This window comes from Paludisphaera soli, assembly GCF_011064595.1.
Taxonomy (GTDB): domain Bacteria; phylum Planctomycetota; class Planctomycetia; order Isosphaerales; family Isosphaeraceae; genus Paludisphaera; species Paludisphaera soli.
This window is the reverse complement of record NZ_JAALJI010000007.1, coordinates 179,337-194,118: the sequence shown is the minus strand read 5'-3', so window position 1 is coordinate 194,118 and position 14,782 is coordinate 179,337. Positions and strand designations below refer to the sequence as shown.

The 14,782-nt window shown below is 69.2% G+C and carries 11 protein-coding genes; 6 read left to right on the top strand and 5 right to left on the bottom strand.

The features are described from left to right. Positions 1–26: 26 nt before the first annotated feature. From G6O68_RS32360 to G6O68_RS11750, 3 genes are all read left to right on the top strand, one after another. On the top strand, positions 27–902 hold the full coding sequence (locus G6O68_RS32360) for a hypothetical protein (RefSeq protein WP_206108075.1): 876 nt from the start codon (positions 27–29) through the stop codon (positions 900–902). A 96-nt stretch (positions 903–998) separates the two neighbouring features. Then, positions 999–4,277, top strand: a complete 3,279-nt coding sequence (mfd, locus tag G6O68_RS11755) for a transcription-repair coupling factor (RefSeq protein WP_165247879.1) — start codon at positions 999–1,001, stop codon at positions 4,275–4,277. Between the two features lie 16 nt (positions 4,278–4,293). Further along, positions 4,294–4,575, top strand: coding sequence for a hypothetical protein (locus G6O68_RS11750; RefSeq protein ID WP_165247877.1), 282 nt, complete (start codon positions 4,294–4,296; stop codon positions 4,573–4,575). A gap of 26 nt (positions 4,576–4,601) precedes the next feature. On the opposite strand, the gene G6O68_RS11745 is transcribed toward G6O68_RS11750, so the two are convergent. Continuing rightward, positions 4,602–5,597 (bottom strand): thioredoxin family protein, encoded by a 996-nt coding sequence (locus G6O68_RS11745; RefSeq protein ID WP_165247875.1) that lies wholly within the window; start codon positions 5,595–5,597, stop codon positions 4,602–4,604. A gap of 179 nt (positions 5,598–5,776) precedes the next feature. Between G6O68_RS11745 and G6O68_RS11740 the strand changes: the two genes are divergently transcribed. The 3 genes from G6O68_RS11740 to G6O68_RS11730 all read left to right on the top strand — a co-directional run bounded on the left by G6O68_RS11740 (position 5,777) and on the right by G6O68_RS11730 (position 10,829). After that, positions 5,777–7,147 carry an RNA polymerase sigma factor gene (locus G6O68_RS11740; protein WP_165247873.1) on the top strand — a complete coding sequence of 457 codons (1,371 nt, stop codon included), beginning with the start codon at positions 5,777–5,779 and terminating at the stop codon, positions 7,145–7,147. A 455-nt stretch (positions 7,148–7,602) separates the two neighbouring features. After that, complete coding sequence (locus G6O68_RS11735) at positions 7,603–7,989, top strand: hypothetical protein (protein ID WP_165247871.1); 387 nt, start codon at positions 7,603–7,605, stop codon at positions 7,987–7,989. A gap of 89 nt (positions 7,990–8,078) precedes the next feature. Further along, a complete protein-coding gene (locus tag G6O68_RS11730) occupies positions 8,079–10,829 on the top strand; it encodes a right-handed parallel beta-helix repeat-containing protein (RefSeq protein ID WP_165247869.1) in 2,751 nt (916 codons plus the stop codon). A 7-nt stretch (positions 10,830–10,836) separates the two neighbouring features. On the opposite strand, the gene G6O68_RS11725 is transcribed toward G6O68_RS11730, so the two are convergent. The 4 genes from G6O68_RS11725 to G6O68_RS11710 all read right to left on the bottom strand — a co-directional run bounded on the left by G6O68_RS11725 (position 10,837) and on the right by G6O68_RS11710 (position 14,776). After that, a complete protein-coding gene (locus tag G6O68_RS11725; RefSeq protein WP_165247867.1) occupies positions 10,837–12,153 on the bottom strand; it encodes an MFS transporter in 1,317 nt (438 codons plus the stop codon). A 61-nt stretch (positions 12,154–12,214) separates the two neighbouring features. After that, positions 12,215–12,676, bottom strand: a complete 462-nt coding sequence (locus G6O68_RS11720) for an acyl-CoA thioesterase (RefSeq protein ID WP_240911136.1) — start codon at positions 12,674–12,676, stop codon at positions 12,215–12,217. 119 nt (positions 12,677–12,795) lie between these two features. After that, positions 12,796–13,884, bottom strand: coding sequence for an AI-2E family transporter (locus tag G6O68_RS11715; RefSeq protein ID WP_165247865.1), 1,089 nt, complete (start codon positions 13,882–13,884; stop codon positions 12,796–12,798). A gap of 220 nt (positions 13,885–14,104) precedes the next feature. Next, positions 14,105–14,776: a class I SAM-dependent methyltransferase gene (locus tag G6O68_RS11710; RefSeq protein WP_165247863.1), complete on the bottom strand. Its 672-nt coding sequence runs from the start codon at positions 14,774–14,776 to the stop codon at positions 14,105–14,107. Positions 14,777–14,782 lie beyond the last annotated feature (6 nt).

Here is a 14,782-nt window from a genome sequence, read left to right as displayed (position 1 = left end):
CGGGGGTGCTCCATGGAGGGACGCCGATGGATACGACCTCTTCGACGATCGGCTTCGCGGGCGACCTGGACGACCCCTGGGTCGCCGAGATCGCCCGGGCTCTTTCCGAATTCGACCCGATCCCCTGGGGCGGCATGGGGGCGGACCTCCCCGGGGAGGCCTTCCGTGCCCAGTCCCAGGCCGGCGTCGGGATCCTCGTCCTGCATCGCTCGCGGCTCACCGAGGCGGACGTCGCCAGGCTGGAGGAGCTTCGACGCGAGGCGGGCCCCGCCGGCTGGCCCCGCATCATCCTCTGCGTCAGCCCTTACGTCCGCTACGCCGAGATCGAGCGATTGTCCGGACTGGTCGAGATGGTCGTCCCCGAGGCGACCGCCGCCGAGACCCTGCCGCGACAGCTCGAGCGGATGCTCGGACAGGCCTCGCCCCGGGCCAAGCGCGTGGCCGACGCGATCCCCGTCGAGGTCGTCAGCAGCGACTACGAGCTGAGACAGGTGCTTCGCGAGGCCTGCGCCCGCGCCGGCTACCGCACCGCCGACGCCGCCACCCTGGCCCCCGACCCCGACGCCGACCTGCCGGGCTACCCCCGCCTGACCGTCTGGGACGTGCCGGTGCTGGAGCCTCGCTGGGAGGAACGCCTGGAGCGCCGGGGCCGGCTGGGGCCCGTCCTGGCCCTCCTGGGCTTCGCCGACCGATCCGCCGTGAGCCAGGCCCGGAACGCCGGCGCCGCCGCCTGCCTGGACCTCCCCTGCGCGATGGACGACCTGATCGACGCCCTGGACCGACTGGCCCGGCTGGCGACCCGTCCCCGCGCCCAGCTCGCCCACCCCACGCCCCCCGCCCCGGCGCGGGGGGCCCGGACGCGTCCTCGCACGGCGCGGCGATTGCAAGCCGGGGCCGAGTAGGCGAGGGCGGCCTCCGCGCCTAGAATACACCCGTGATCAGGCGACCGTCCGGCCCTCGGGATCGGCGGCGACGTGTCCACCCCCGAAGAGCCACCGATGCCCAGGGTTTCGTCGAGACGCCCCGCCGCCGCCACGCCGGCCGCGGCGGGAGAGCTGAAGGATCTGACCCGCCTGATCCAGCAGGCGGAGGGATTCCCCGAAGTCATCGCCGCGTTGCGGAACGGCCGGGCGGCTACCATCGACGGCTCCTGGGGCTCGGCCGCCGGACTCGTCTCCGGGGCCCTGGCGCTGCACGCCCCAACGACCCTGGTCGTCGTGCTCCCCCACGTCGGCGACGTCGACGACTTCCGCGACGACGTCGCCGTCTTCTCCGGCCTCGCCCCGGAAGTCCTCCCCGCCTGGGACAAGCTCCCGCGCGAGCAGGACGCTCGCGACGAGGTCTTCGCCGCGCGCATGCGGACCGTCGGCCGGCTGGCCGGCGGCCTCCCCCCCCGCGCCGTCGTCACGTCGATGCAGGCCCTGCTCCAGCCGGTCCCCAGGCCCGAGGTCCTGCGGCGGATGTCGCGACGGCTGGAAGTCGGCGACGTCGCCCCGATCGACGAGCTGGGCGCCTGGCTGATGGACCGGGGCATGCAACGCGTCGAGGTCGTCGAGGTCCCCGGCGAGTTCAGCCTGCGCGGCGGCATCTTCGACGTCTTCCCCGCCGACGCCTCCGACCCCGTCCGCATCGAGTTCTTCGGCGACGAGATCGAATCCATCCGGCCGTTCGACGCCGAGACCCAGCGCTCGCTCGACCGCTGGCAGAACGTCACGATCGCCGTCCCCCCCGCGTTCGACCCCGACCACCACGACGACTTCGGCCCGGCGACCGACGCCTTCCCCGAGGGGACCTGGATCGTCCTCATCGAGCCCCCCGACCTCCGCGAGGAGGGCAAGCATTACCTGGCCCGCGTCGAGGACCTGCGCGGCCTCTACTCCGTCGAGAGCACGTTCGAACGCCTGATCCGACGGCCGACCATCGCCCTCTCGGCGCTCGCGGCCGACTCGCTGGAGGCGACCTGCCACCTGCGGATCGAGAGCGTCGAACGGTTTTCCGGCGAGCTGGCCAAGGTCAAGGCCGAGCTGGACGCCGCCGCGGGCGACGACCGCGTCCTCATCGCCTGCAACAACGCGGCCGAGGTCGAGCGACTCGGCGAGGTCTTCGCCGACTCCGAGCTGGCACGGAGCGGCCGGCTGAAGACCACGGTGGGACGCATCCGTGCGGGCTTCCACCTGGTCGATGCCGCCACGCTGGTCATCGCCGACCACGAGCTGTTCGCCCGCGCCGACGTCCGCCGCACGACCTCGCGGCGGAAGTACGAGACCCGGGCGATCGACAGCTTCCTCGACCTCAACGAGGGGGACCTGGTCGTCCACGTGAACCACGGGATCGCGCGCTACCTCGGCCTCCAGTTCGTCGACAAGGCGAACGACCACGCCGAGGAGACGCTCCTTCTGGAGTTCGCCGAGAAGACCAAGCTCTACGTCCCGATCGCCAAGATCGACCTGGTGCAGAAGTACGTCGGGGGCGGCAACGCCTCGCCGCCGCTTTCGAAGATCGGCTCGTCCGCGTGGGAGAAGCGCAAGAAAAGGGTCGCGGACGCGGTGGTCGACCTGGCCCAGGAGCTGCTGGACATCCAGGCCGACCGCGCCAGCCAGCCGGGCTTCGCCTTCCCCGCCGAGGACAGCCACTGGATGGCCGAGTTCGAGGCCGCCTTCCCGTTCGACGAGACTCCGGACCAGCTCGCCGCGATCGAGGCGATCAAGGAGGACATGGCCCAGACCAAGCCGATGGACCGCCTCATCTGCGGCGACGTCGGCTACGGCAAGACCGAGGTCGCGATCCGCGCGGCGTTCAAGGCGGTCGACGCCGGCAAGCAGGTCGGCGTGCTCGTCCCGACCACGATCCTCTCGGAGCAGCACCACCGCAGCTTCTCAGCGCGGATGGGGGAATTTCCGTTCGTCATCGAGGCGGTCAACCGCTTCCGCCCCAAGGCCGAGGTCAAGGAGATCCTCAAGCGGGCCGCCGACGGCAAGGTCGACGTCCTGATCGGCACCCACCGCATCCTCCAGAAAGACGTCGCCTTCAAGGACCTGGGCCTGATCGTCGTGGACGAGGAGCAGCGGTTCGGAGTCGAGGACAAGGAGTGGCTCAAGACCCTGCGGTCCACCGTGGACGTCCTGACCCTCTCGGCCACGCCGATCCCCCGCACGCTTCACATGAGCCTGCTGGGCATCCGAGACATCTCCAACCTTGAGACGCCTCCGTCCGACCGCAAGGCCATCGAGACCCGCATCCTCCGGTTCGACCCGGACACCATCAAGCGCGCGATCAACCGCGAGCTGAACCGCGACGGCCAGGTCTACTTCGTCCACAACCGGATCCACGACATCCAGCAGGTCGTCGACAAGCTCCGGTCGATCGTCCCCGAGGCCCGCATCGAGTTCGCCCACGGCCAGATGACCGGCGAGACGTTGGAACGCACGATGATGCGGTTCATCCGCCGCGAGTTCGACGTGCTGGTCGCCACCACGATCATCGAGAGCGGCCTGGACATCCCCAACGCCAACACCATCTTCATCAACGAGGCCGACAAGTACGGCCTGGCGGACCTGCACCAGCTCCGGGGCCGCGTCGGCCGGTTCAAGCACCGCGCGTACGCCTACCTGCTGCTGGAATCCGACCGCCCGGTCACGCCCAACGCCGTCAAACGGCTGAAGGCGATCGAGGAGTTCACCTCGCTCGGAGCCGGCTTCAAGATCGCGCTTCGCGACCTGGAGATCCGGGGCGCCGGCAACATCCTGGGCGCCGAGCAATCCGGCCACATCGAGAGCGTCGGCTATGAGCTGTACTGCACGCTCCTCGAATCGGCCGTGCGGTCGGCGACGAAGCAGCCCGACAAGCCGATGTTCGACTGCTCCGTCGAGCTGAAATGGCGAGCGTACCTCCCGCGCGACTACGTCCCCGCGCCGAGGCTGAAGCTGGAGCTTTATCGTCGTCTGGCCAGGCTGAGGAGCCTCGACCATCTGGCCGATTTCCGACATGAGCTGAACGACCGCTTCGGCCCTCCGCCGAAGCCGGCCGAGCACATGCTCGCCGAGGCCGAGATCCGCATCCTCGCCGGCGGCTGGAAGATCGACCGCATCCACGTCGAATCCGAATACGTCGTCTTCACCTACCGCAACTCCCGGAAGATCGAAAGCCTCGCCAAGCGTCACAAGGGCCGCATCCGGGTCGTCGACGAGAAGAAGGCTTACGTCCCGATGGGCGAGGATCCGCTGACCACCCCCGAGATCGCGGCGCTCGTCAAGGAACTCCTGATCGCCAAACGTTGAGCGAGGGCTCGCGGACATGCATCCCCGGCGTCGAATCCTCTTCGGCCTGCGCCCGGCCGACCTCATGCCCCCCCGGACCTTTCGCGACGTGCTCCGCCGCATGGCCGTCCGACTCGGCTTCTGCTCGATCCCCTATCTCGTGATCGCCTGTCTCTTCGCGGCCTTCGGCGACGACCGGCTTTTCAGCGGCCTTGGGTTCTGGTGGTGCGTCGTGGCGATCTCCACGGCCGGGCTGCTGATCGACCTCGTTCGGCTCCGCTGTGTCAGGCGGCTCGGCGTCGAGGCGCCGGCCGGCTGACACGTCCGTTCCCGTCGGAGCCCCGCTCAGCCGGCCTTCTGGATCGCGGCGCGCTCGGCCCGGCGCTTCTCCATCTCGGCCTTGATGGCGGCGGCGGCCGAGTCGAGCCCCTTGCGGACGACCTCGATTCGGGCCGGCTCGATCGTCTTCTGCGCCTCGAGCAGGGCCACGAAGGCGTCGATCTCCTTCGGGTCGATGGGGTAGCCGATGTTCCCGAAGGCGGTGTCGGCCGTGCCGTGGGCCTTCCCCTGGCCGTCGAGGACGACGTACCACGGGATCCCGCCGACCACTTCCTTCCGATGACGCATCATGACCTCGTGCCCGTGGGTCATGCGGTCGACGTCGACCTTGGCGACGATCAGGTCGTCGGCCAGGGCCTCGGCGATCTCGGGCCTGGCCAGGAAGTCTTCGAGCCGGTGGCACCACCCGCACCAGGGCGCGCCGAAAGTCAGCAGCACCCGCTTGTCCTCGGCCGAGGCCCTCGCCAGGGCGTCCTTCACGACCGCCTCCGCGTCCTTCGCCGCGACCTTCCACTGGTCGAGAAACGCCTTCACCTTCTTCGGATCGTGGTGGTCCCCTTCTTCCAGCGGGTCGGTCTTCTGGCCGACGAGGAGCTTGCCGTCGGCGTCGAGCACGGCGAGGAACGGGAAGCCGACGCCCTCCTGCCCCTTGGACGCCTCCTTCAGATACCCCTCCGCATTTGGGGCCTGGGTGTCGATCATCACGAGGGCGTACTCGTTGGAGAGGACCGAGGCGATCTCGCGATCCTCCTCGAACAGCTTGTGAAGCCGGTGGCACCAGCCGCACCAGTCGCCGCCGAACATCAGGAGCACGCGTTTGCCGTCTTTCCTGGCCTCTGCGAGGGCCTTGTCCACCTGCTCGCGGGCGTCGGCCTTCTCGTCGTAGATCGACTTCTTCCCGGCCGGCCCGTCCGCGCCGCTCGCCAGCCCTGCGACCAGCACCCCTCCGAGCAAGGCCAGCGACACCAACCCGCCCCGCGATCCCGCACCCCTCGTCCCCATGACGGCCTCCTGAGAAGATGATCGGACTCGATGCGACACGACCTCGTACGACCGTAGCAGGGATGGGGGAGCCGTCGAAGCGAATTCGCCCCAATCACGCCGATTTCGCGCGAGGATGTCGCTGTCGAGGGCACTAGGAGGGGACAGGGGCGACCGAACGAGGGGAGAGGCCGCGAGCGATGACGACGCCGACCCGGAACAAGCCCGCCGATCCTCTGGCATCCTTGCTGACCCTCGGGGTCCTGGGGGAGCGCTCCGACGCCCGGCTTCTGGAACTCTACCGCACCGGCTCCCCGGGAGCCGACGGAGCCTTCCGAGCGCTGCTGGAAAGACATGGGCCGATGGTGCATTCCGTCTGCCGGGGGGTGGTCCGCGATCGGGACGAGGCGGACGACGCGTTCCAGGCCGTCTTCCTGGTCCTGATCCGCCGGGCCGTCGCGATTCGAAAGGGGGACTCCCTGGGTCCCTGGCTTCACGGCGTCGCCCTCCGGGTCGCGAAGCGGGCGAACCGGCGTTCGACCGACCGAAGGAATCGCCTGAGCCTCGTCGACCCGGCCACGCTCGCGGCCCGCGAGGCCCCCCCGGAGGACGCGACGGCCCTGATCCACGCCGAGATCGACCGGCTCCCCGAACGCTACCGCGGGCCGATCATCCTGTGCGGCCTCGAGGGGCTTTCCTACGAACAAGCGGCCCGGGCGCTCGGCGTCTCCGAACCGGCCCTGCGCGGGCGGCTCCAGCGGGGACGGAGGCGTCTCGAATCAAGATTGACGCCACGGGGCGTCATCGTGCCGGGACCGTTCGTCCTCGCGGCCCCCCCCGCCCCGGTGATCCAGTCCCTGCTGGCGCTCTCGACCCGAACTGCGGCCGTCCCGTTGTCGATCTCCTCGCTCGCGAAAGGAGCCCTCGTCGCCATGACCCTTGCATCCTGGAAGCCCGTCGCCTTCTCGTCGCTGGCGACGCTCGGCGTCGTCGGCTCCGTCGTCCTGGCCCAGCAAGCCGGGCCCACCAAACCGACGCCGCAGCCGTCGGCGGCCGTCCCGGTCTCGCCCCCCGCCACGCCACCGACCTCCGAACCTGAGCCGATCCCAGGGCCTCCGAGTCGGGAGGAACGCGAGGCCAAAAATGCGATCATCCGGGCCAAGCTCGCCGAGAGGCACGACTTCGATTTCCCGGAAGGGATCGAGTTGGAGAAACTCCTGAAGTGGCTGAAGGAGTCCTCGGCCACTCCCAGCGATCCGGGCATCCCGATCTACGTCAATCCCTACGCCCTCTCCATCACGGACAAGCATCTGAGGTCGACGGTCGACATGAAGGCGAAGACCGTCCCGATCGGCGTTTACCTGAGGGACTACCTTGCGGTGCTGGACCTCGGCTACGCCGTGAAGGACGGCTTCTTGATGATCGACACCCGGGCCGGGGCCGCCGATCTTCGCGTCGACGCCATCGAGGAGAAGCTCGATCGGCTGACCCGACTGATCGAAGAGCGGTTGCCGGCCGTCGGGGATTTCGAACTACCGAAGATCGCGCCACGCCAGCTCAAGGAGAGGTGAGAGACTCGCGGGAGCGTCTTTCCTCGCTCGGAATTAGGGGATTCCGGAGCCTCCCCAAGGCTTCCCTCCGCATTCGCCCATTTCGTGATCTAAACTGGCGTCGAGTGGCGGCTTGGCGGCCCATCACCGTAAATGCCGGCCGCGCTCGGCGTTTACTGGCAACGTCTCTCCCGCCAGGCCGATCACTCGAGGGCACGAAGTTGGCCGAATCCCCTGCAACTCGCCGCCGTCCCGGTCTAACTTTGGAGTCGCTCGAAAGCCGCCTGCTCCTCTCGACGACCCCGCGGGCCCCGATGGCGCATCGGGCGGCCGAGGTGGCGGGCGTCCGCCAGCTTCCCAACGCGTCGAGGGCGGCTCCGAGCCGGTGGTCCTGGCTGGCGGACGCCTACTGATACGTCCCAAAACCGAATCTGTCGGCGACGATCTTCGACCCGAGCACGGGCGCGATCGTCCCCGTGCTCGACCAGACGGTTTACCACGTCAGCGGCTACCGCAATGGCTACTTCTGGGGCGAAACGGTCTCGCAACTCGGCTCGGGCGAGCCGATGAGTTCGGCGTTGGTGGGCTCGGTGACGCCCCAGGGGCGGGTGCTCCTGACCTTCTCATCCTCGACCGAGGTGGTCCAGGGCTTCGGCCAGATGACGCGCAAGCACGGCCAATGGACGATGGAGAACCAGATGTTCACGCCCACCTCGTCGGGGGCCCAGGTGGGCCACTGGGCCTACATGGTCCAGACCCGGCCGGGCATGAAGAGCTGGAACGCGCTGCCCGCCGTGGGCGTCTCCGTCCCCACGTTCCTGGCGAATTACGACCTCCCCGGCCCCTCGCCGATCCTCCGCTGAGATGTTCCGGGACGAGGGGCGCCTATCTCGCCCCCTCGGCGTGCGATATCCTCCGATGGGGTCATCTATCCGGATCGAGAGGTGTCGCGATGTCTCGGACTTCGGGGCTTCAGGGCGTGTTGATTCAGGCATTGATCGTGGCCGCCGGGCTGTCGTCGGCGACGCGTGGGGTGGAGGCCGGGCCGCTCAAGCTCTATGTCTCCAACAAGGGGGACGACTCCTGGTCGGGCCGGCTCGCCGATCCGAGGCCGGGGGGCGGCGACGGACCGCTCGCCACTCTGGATCGCGCCCGCGAGGTCGTACGAGACCTCAAGGTGAGTCCCGAAGCCCGCGAGGGGGTCGAGATCTTCATCCGGGGCGGCGAGTATCCCCAGGCGCGGACGCTCCGGTTCGCGAAGGAGGACGGCGGATCGGCGGCGGCTCCAATCGTCTACCGAGCCTTCCCCAGCGAGCGGCCCGTGGTCCGAGGCGCCCGCGCGGTGGTCGGCTTCGCGCCGCACGAGGGAAAGGTGCTGAAGGCGGACCTGAAGGCGCAGGGCTTCACGGATCTGACGTTCCGCGAGCTGTTCCTCGACGGTGCCCGGCTGCCGCTGGCGCGCCATCCGAACTTCGAGGCCGACAACCCGTACGGCGGCGGCTGGGCCTTCGCCGACGGCGAGCGTGTGCCGATGTACCAGGACGTCCCCGGCGAGGTCCGCAACTCGCTCCGCTACAAGGCCAAGGACGCGCGGGGGTGGAAGCGGCCCGAGGAGGTCGAGGTCTTCGTCTTCCCCCGCTACAATTGGTGGAACAACATCGTCCCGATCCGCTCGATCGACGAGGCGCAACGCGTCATCACCCTGACGGCCGACGCCTCGTATCCGATCCGCCCCGGCGACCGGTACTACTTTCGGGGAGGTCGCGAGGATCTCGACGCCCCCGGGGAGTGGTACGTCGACCGCGAGGCCGGCGTGCTCTACTTCTGGCCCCCCGCTCCGCTCGACGCCGGCCACGTCGTCGCCGCGCCGGTGGTCGGCAACCTGATCCGGGTCGAGCCAGGTTCGGCGCACCTGACGTTCCGGGGGCTCACCCTGGAAGCCTGCACCGGCGAGGCCGTCTCCATGGAAGGGACCGACTCCTGCGCCGTGGCGGCCTGCACGGTGCGCGGCGTCGGCGACTACAATCACGCCGCGCTCAGCGTCTCGGGCGGGACGCACAACCGGATCGTCGGCAACGACGTCTCCGACGTCGGCTCGCACGGGGTCTACCTGGGAGGCGGCGACCGGGTGACGTTGACCCCGGCCGACAACCGGGCCGACAACAACTACATCCACCACGTCGGTGTCCTGTACAAGCACGGCGTCGGCGTCTCGATGGAGGGCGTCGGCAACGTCGCGTCGCACAACCTGATCCACGACGGCCCGCGCATGGGCATCCTGTTCAGCGGCAACAATCTCGTCCTGGAATACAACCACATCCGCCACATGAATCTGGAGACCGAGGATACCGGAGCCGTGTACACCGGCGGCCGCGACTGGATCTCCTCGCGCGGGACGGTCATCCGCTACAACCTGATGCACGACATGCTGGGGTTCGGCAAGGACGGCCAGGGACGTTGGGTCTCGCCGCACTTCGCGTGGGGCGTTTATCTGGACGACAATACGGGGGGCGTGGACGTCGTCGGCAACATCGTCTATCGCTGCTCGCGCGCCGGGCTGCACCTGCACAACGGTCGCGACAACCACATCGAGAACAACGTCTTCGTCGACAACGGCCAGCAGCAGTACGAGTACTCGGGCTGGACGGCGAGCCACTCGTACTGGAAGGACCACCTCAAGACGATGCTCGAAGGCTACGCGAAGGTGGCCGACAGCCCCGCGTGGAAGGGCATGCGGGGGATGTCGACCCGCCCGCAGGACGCCCCCCTGCCGAACGGGCAGATCATGACCGGCAACGAGTTCGTGCGCAACATCGTCGCCTACGCCGGGCGGGAGGCCGCGCTCGTCCGAACCAACGACGTGCCGTTCGATCACAACCTCTTCGACTTCAATCTCGTCTGGCATCACGGCCTGCCGATCCGGACCGGCCAGCGCAAGGCCGGGCCCGACGTCTCCGGCGAGTTGGTCCCCAACGCCGACTTCGCGGGCGGCGCCGTCGGCGAACTTCCCGACGATTGGCAGTGGCAGATCCGCACGCCGACCGCGAAGGCGGCGATCGAGGATGACGGCGGGACGCGAGCCCTGCGGATCGACGCCGCGTTCGACGATTCGAAGGAACGCGACAACTACCCCATCGTCGTCAGCCGCCTCTTTCCGGCGAAGCCCGGGAGCAGCTACCGATTGAAGGCGTCGCTCCGGGCCTCGAAGCCCGGGCTCCGGGCGCAGGTCATGCTCCAGGGCTACGAGGCCGGCGCCTTCTTCTGGGCGAACTCGCCGAACGAGGCGAAGCTCGGGACGGAGTGGCGCGACGTCGAATTCCTTTTCACGATCCCGGGGCCGGGCCAGTCGGGGCATCATGAGGCGATGAAGGACTTCCGGGCGCGGGTCGACTTTCCCGAGCGGGAAGGGGCCGTCTACGTGCGAAGCGTCTCGCTGCACGAGACCGAGACGCTCGACGAATGGGCGTCGTGGCGGGCGATGGGGATGGACGCCCACTCGGTCGTCGCCGATCCCCGGTTCGTCGACGCCGCCCGGGACGACTTCCGCCTCCAGACGGGCTCGCCCGCCTTCGACCTGGGCTTCAAGCCGATCCCGGTCGAGAAGATCGGGCCTTACCCGGACGAGTTGCGGGCGTCGTGGCCGATCGTCGAGGCGCCCGGGGCGCGCGAACACCCGGTTCGAACGCCGGAGACGGTCGACTGACGCCCGATCAGGCCCGGACGCCCCGGCGCTGGTCCCAGTAGAAGAAGACGGCCACGCCCCCGGTCAGCAGGGCGACCGCGGCGAGCACGGCGAAGGCCCCCGACCAGCCGAAGGTGACGGAGATCTGGGCCATGACCAGGCCGGAGAGCATCGCGCCGATGTAGCTGACGCCGTCGATGATGCCGGCCGCCGCCGCCGCCCCCTTCTTGCCCCCGAAGTCCAGCGCCACGGCCCCGGCCAGGAACGAGTACGGGCCGACGAGCAGGAACCCGATGAGCGCCACGACCGCCGCCGGCCCGAAGGCCGTCCCGTGGGGCACCTTCATCGCCAGGAACAGCAGGGCGACCGTGGCCAGCAACAGCCCGGATACGATCACCAGGGCCCGGCCGCCCTTGCCCAGACGGTCGCTGAGGAAGCCCACCAGCAGGACCGAGATCCCGCCGAAGAACGGGAACCACGAACTCTTGTCGGCGGCCTCGGCGTCGGTGAAGCCCAGGTCGTCCTTGAAGTAGAGGGGCGTCCAGTTCTGGAACGTCTCGCGGAGGAGCGTCAGGCCGATCGAGAGCAGGCAGGCGTACCAGAACACCCGGCTTCGGAAGAGGGGCCCCAGCACGTCCGCCAACCGAGAGGGCTTCGACTCGGCCCCCTCGGCGCCGAAGAGGTTGTCCGGGTTCGGCTCGGGCTCCGGCTCGCCGACGTCGGCCGGGCTCTCGCGGAGGAAGGCCAGGTTGGCGACGAACATCGCGCCCAGGACGCCCGCCGTGGCGTAGTAGACCCCTCGCCAGGTGAAATCGTAATCCAGGAGGACTTTCATAAATTTGCGCGAGAGCGCGTCGCCGAACAGGTAGCTCAGGCTGACGAAGCCCATGACGGTCCCGAACCGGTTGTGCGGCACCCACCGCGAGACCACCCGGACCACCCCCACCCACCCCAGCGACTGGGCGAAGCGATTGCCCACCGACGTGATCAGGAAGAAGGGGAGGGTCGCGCCCAGCGTGAACGCCAGGGTGCAGACGATCGAGCCCAGCATGCCCGCCAGGTAGATCCGACGTCCCCCCAGCCGGTCCGTGATCCCGCCGCCGAGGAACTTGCCGGCCGCATACGCGAGCGCCCCCAGCGTGATGATGGAGCCCAGGCCGATCTTGGCGTCGTCCAGGCTCATCCCGCCCCGCGCCAGCTCCTCGCGGATCATCGGGGAGCAGACCGGGAAATTGGATCGGCAGAAGTAGTAGCCCGTGTAGCCGGCCATGAGGAGGGCGATCGTGACGAGTTGCCGGCGCGAAAGGCGGGGGCTCGGCGGGGCGGGCGGGGCGTCGATGCTCACGTCGGGTCCCTGCGTGGGGGGGTTGGGGCGTCGTGCGGCGAACGCCGGGTCGGACTAGCGTTCAGGAGCGCGGGAACTCGCGGCCTTCGAGGGCCTCGATCGCCGATCGGATCGCGTCGGGGACGCGGGTCGGCCGCTGGGCCCGGTAATCGAAGATGACGAGCGTAGAGGTCCCCTCGGCGGCGAGGGAGCCCTGGCTCTCGCTGAAGATCTTGTGCTCGAGCGAGATGCTGGCGACGCCGATCCGCGTCACGCGTACGCCGACGTGCACGGTGTCGGGATAGGTGAGCTGGCGGCGGTAGTCGTTCGCGATCGACGCAAGGATCGGGCCGACGCCGTCGCGTTGATGGAGTTCCATCAGGCCGACCTTCCGGGCGTAGGCGATCCGGGAGGTTTCGTACCACCGAAAGTAGTGGACGTGGTTGACATGGCCGAACGGGTCCTGCTCGCCCCACTGGACGGGCTGGACGACCACCACTCGGTACTCCGCGAGCAAAGCGGCCATCTCGCTCGACGTGCTCATCGCGATCCGGCTTCCCTGGAGTCCAAGGCTTGACGTCGGCGCGCCTTCGGCGCGGCTCGGGAGAGGCCCCGATCATAACGACCGAGGCCCCCGGAGTCGACCGACCGACCGACGACGGCTCAGTCGCCGGCGGCGATCGCCCTCGCCTCGGAGGCCGCCATGCGTCGCTTCCAGACCTCGATCAGGGCCATTGTGACGGCCACGATCGCGGGGCCCAGGATCATGCCTGACAGCCCGAAGACCGCCAGGCCGCCGAGGAACGCGAGCAGGGCCGGGACGTCGTGCATCTTCATCCGCTCGCCGACGATCCGGCCGTAGAGGAAGTAGCCGATGATGATGAACGTCAGCACGCCCCAGCCCACCAGGACGATCGCCCCGATCCACTGGCCGTTCATCGCCAGGTAGATCGCGGCCGGCCCCCACACCAGGCCGGCCCCCAGGATCGGCAGGATGCAGAGGATGAACATGATGACCGTCCAGAGCAGCGGCGCGGGCAGGCCGAACCACCAGAACAGCAGCCCGTAGCTGCCCGCGTTGAGCAGGCCGGTGATCAGGGTAGCGTAGAGATTGGCGTGCACCGAGTCGCCCGCGCGTTTGATGATGAAGTCGCTCTCCGACCGCGGCATCGGCAGCAGGTCCTGGATCTCGGTCAAGAACGCCCGTGGGTCCCGAAACAGGTAGAAGAGGATGAACGCGGCGACCAGGAACTGGATGGTGGCCACCGCCGAGACCTGGGTGAAGCCCGAGACGTACTGCGCGAGCGAGCCGGCGAGTCGTCGGGCCTGCCCCTCGACGTCCACGCCCTTGTCCTCCAGCCACTTCATGGCGGCACCGACGAAGGGGATCTCGGCGACGGTCGCCTCGACTCCGCCACCCTCGCTCGTCTTCTTCTCCAGGTGCTGGACCGCGGCCCCGGCCTCGGCGGCGAGGTTGTAGACCACGAAGCCGCCGATCCCCAGGAGCACGACGACCACGATGGTGGTGCTCAGCCCGGCGGCCGCCGAGGGCCAGGGGATGTACTGGCGCAGCCTGACGTGCATCGGCCAGGCGAGGATCGCCAGCGCCACCGCCCAGGTGATCGAGGGGAGGAACGGGAAGGCCAGGACGACGGAGAGCCCCAGGAGGAGGACGGTCAGGGCGATCAGGGCGAAGAGCCGGATCTCCTCGCCGGCCCTGGCCCGGCCGGCCGGTGCGAGTTCTTCGGCCACGCCCGCAGGTCGTTCGATGTCAGTCGTCATATCACCGGCTCTCGGCTCTGGACTCTCGGCGGACGTTCGCGCAGGCGAATCCGGCCCTGGCGGGACGCGGGCTGCGACATTGCTACGCGGAGGACGGCCCACCGCCGGCGACTCGGTCGTCGGCCGTCGATCCAACTATGAAAATTCCGCGCCGCTCCAACGCCGAGTTGCGCAGGAAGCCGCGAAAACGTCAGGCCGGCCGCCGCCAGGTCAGGGTCCAGTGACGGTCGGAGGTCATCGCGATGCAGTCGGCGGGGAGTCCGGCGCCGGCCGCGAGCCTCGTCGCCTCGTCGACCGTCAGGGCGGCGTGGAGCGAGGCGCGGAACAGCTCGCGGGCCTCGGGCGACTCCTCGCCGGCGTATCGCTCGACCAGCGCGGCGAGCGTCTCCGCGTCGTCGGGACGGGCCAGGTCGCGGATCATCAACGTGCCGCCGGGCTCCAGGCGTTCCACCATCGCCGCGAGTGCCGGGGCCGGGTCCGGGATGTGGTGGACGATCGTGTTGGAGAGGACGGCCTCGTACCGGACGTCCCCCAGGGAGGCCGGCGACTTGGCGTCGCCCAGGATGAACCGGATCCGATCGGCTACGCCGGCCTCGGCGACGTTCCGCCCGGCGCGTTCGAGCATCGCCGGGGCGAGGTCGAAGCCGACGATTCGCGCCTTCGGGTCGGCCAGGGCCAGGGCGATGGGGATGCGGGCGGTGCCGGTCCCCACGTCGAGGATCTCGCCGCCACGGCAGGGGCCGTGGGCGGCGAGGAAGTCGGCCACGAAGCGGTCGTTGACCGCCCGATGGTCCATCGCGTCATACTGGGCCACTTCGTCGGGCCCGTCCATCGACTCCGGTTCGAGGACGCGGGGGATCATCGAGGC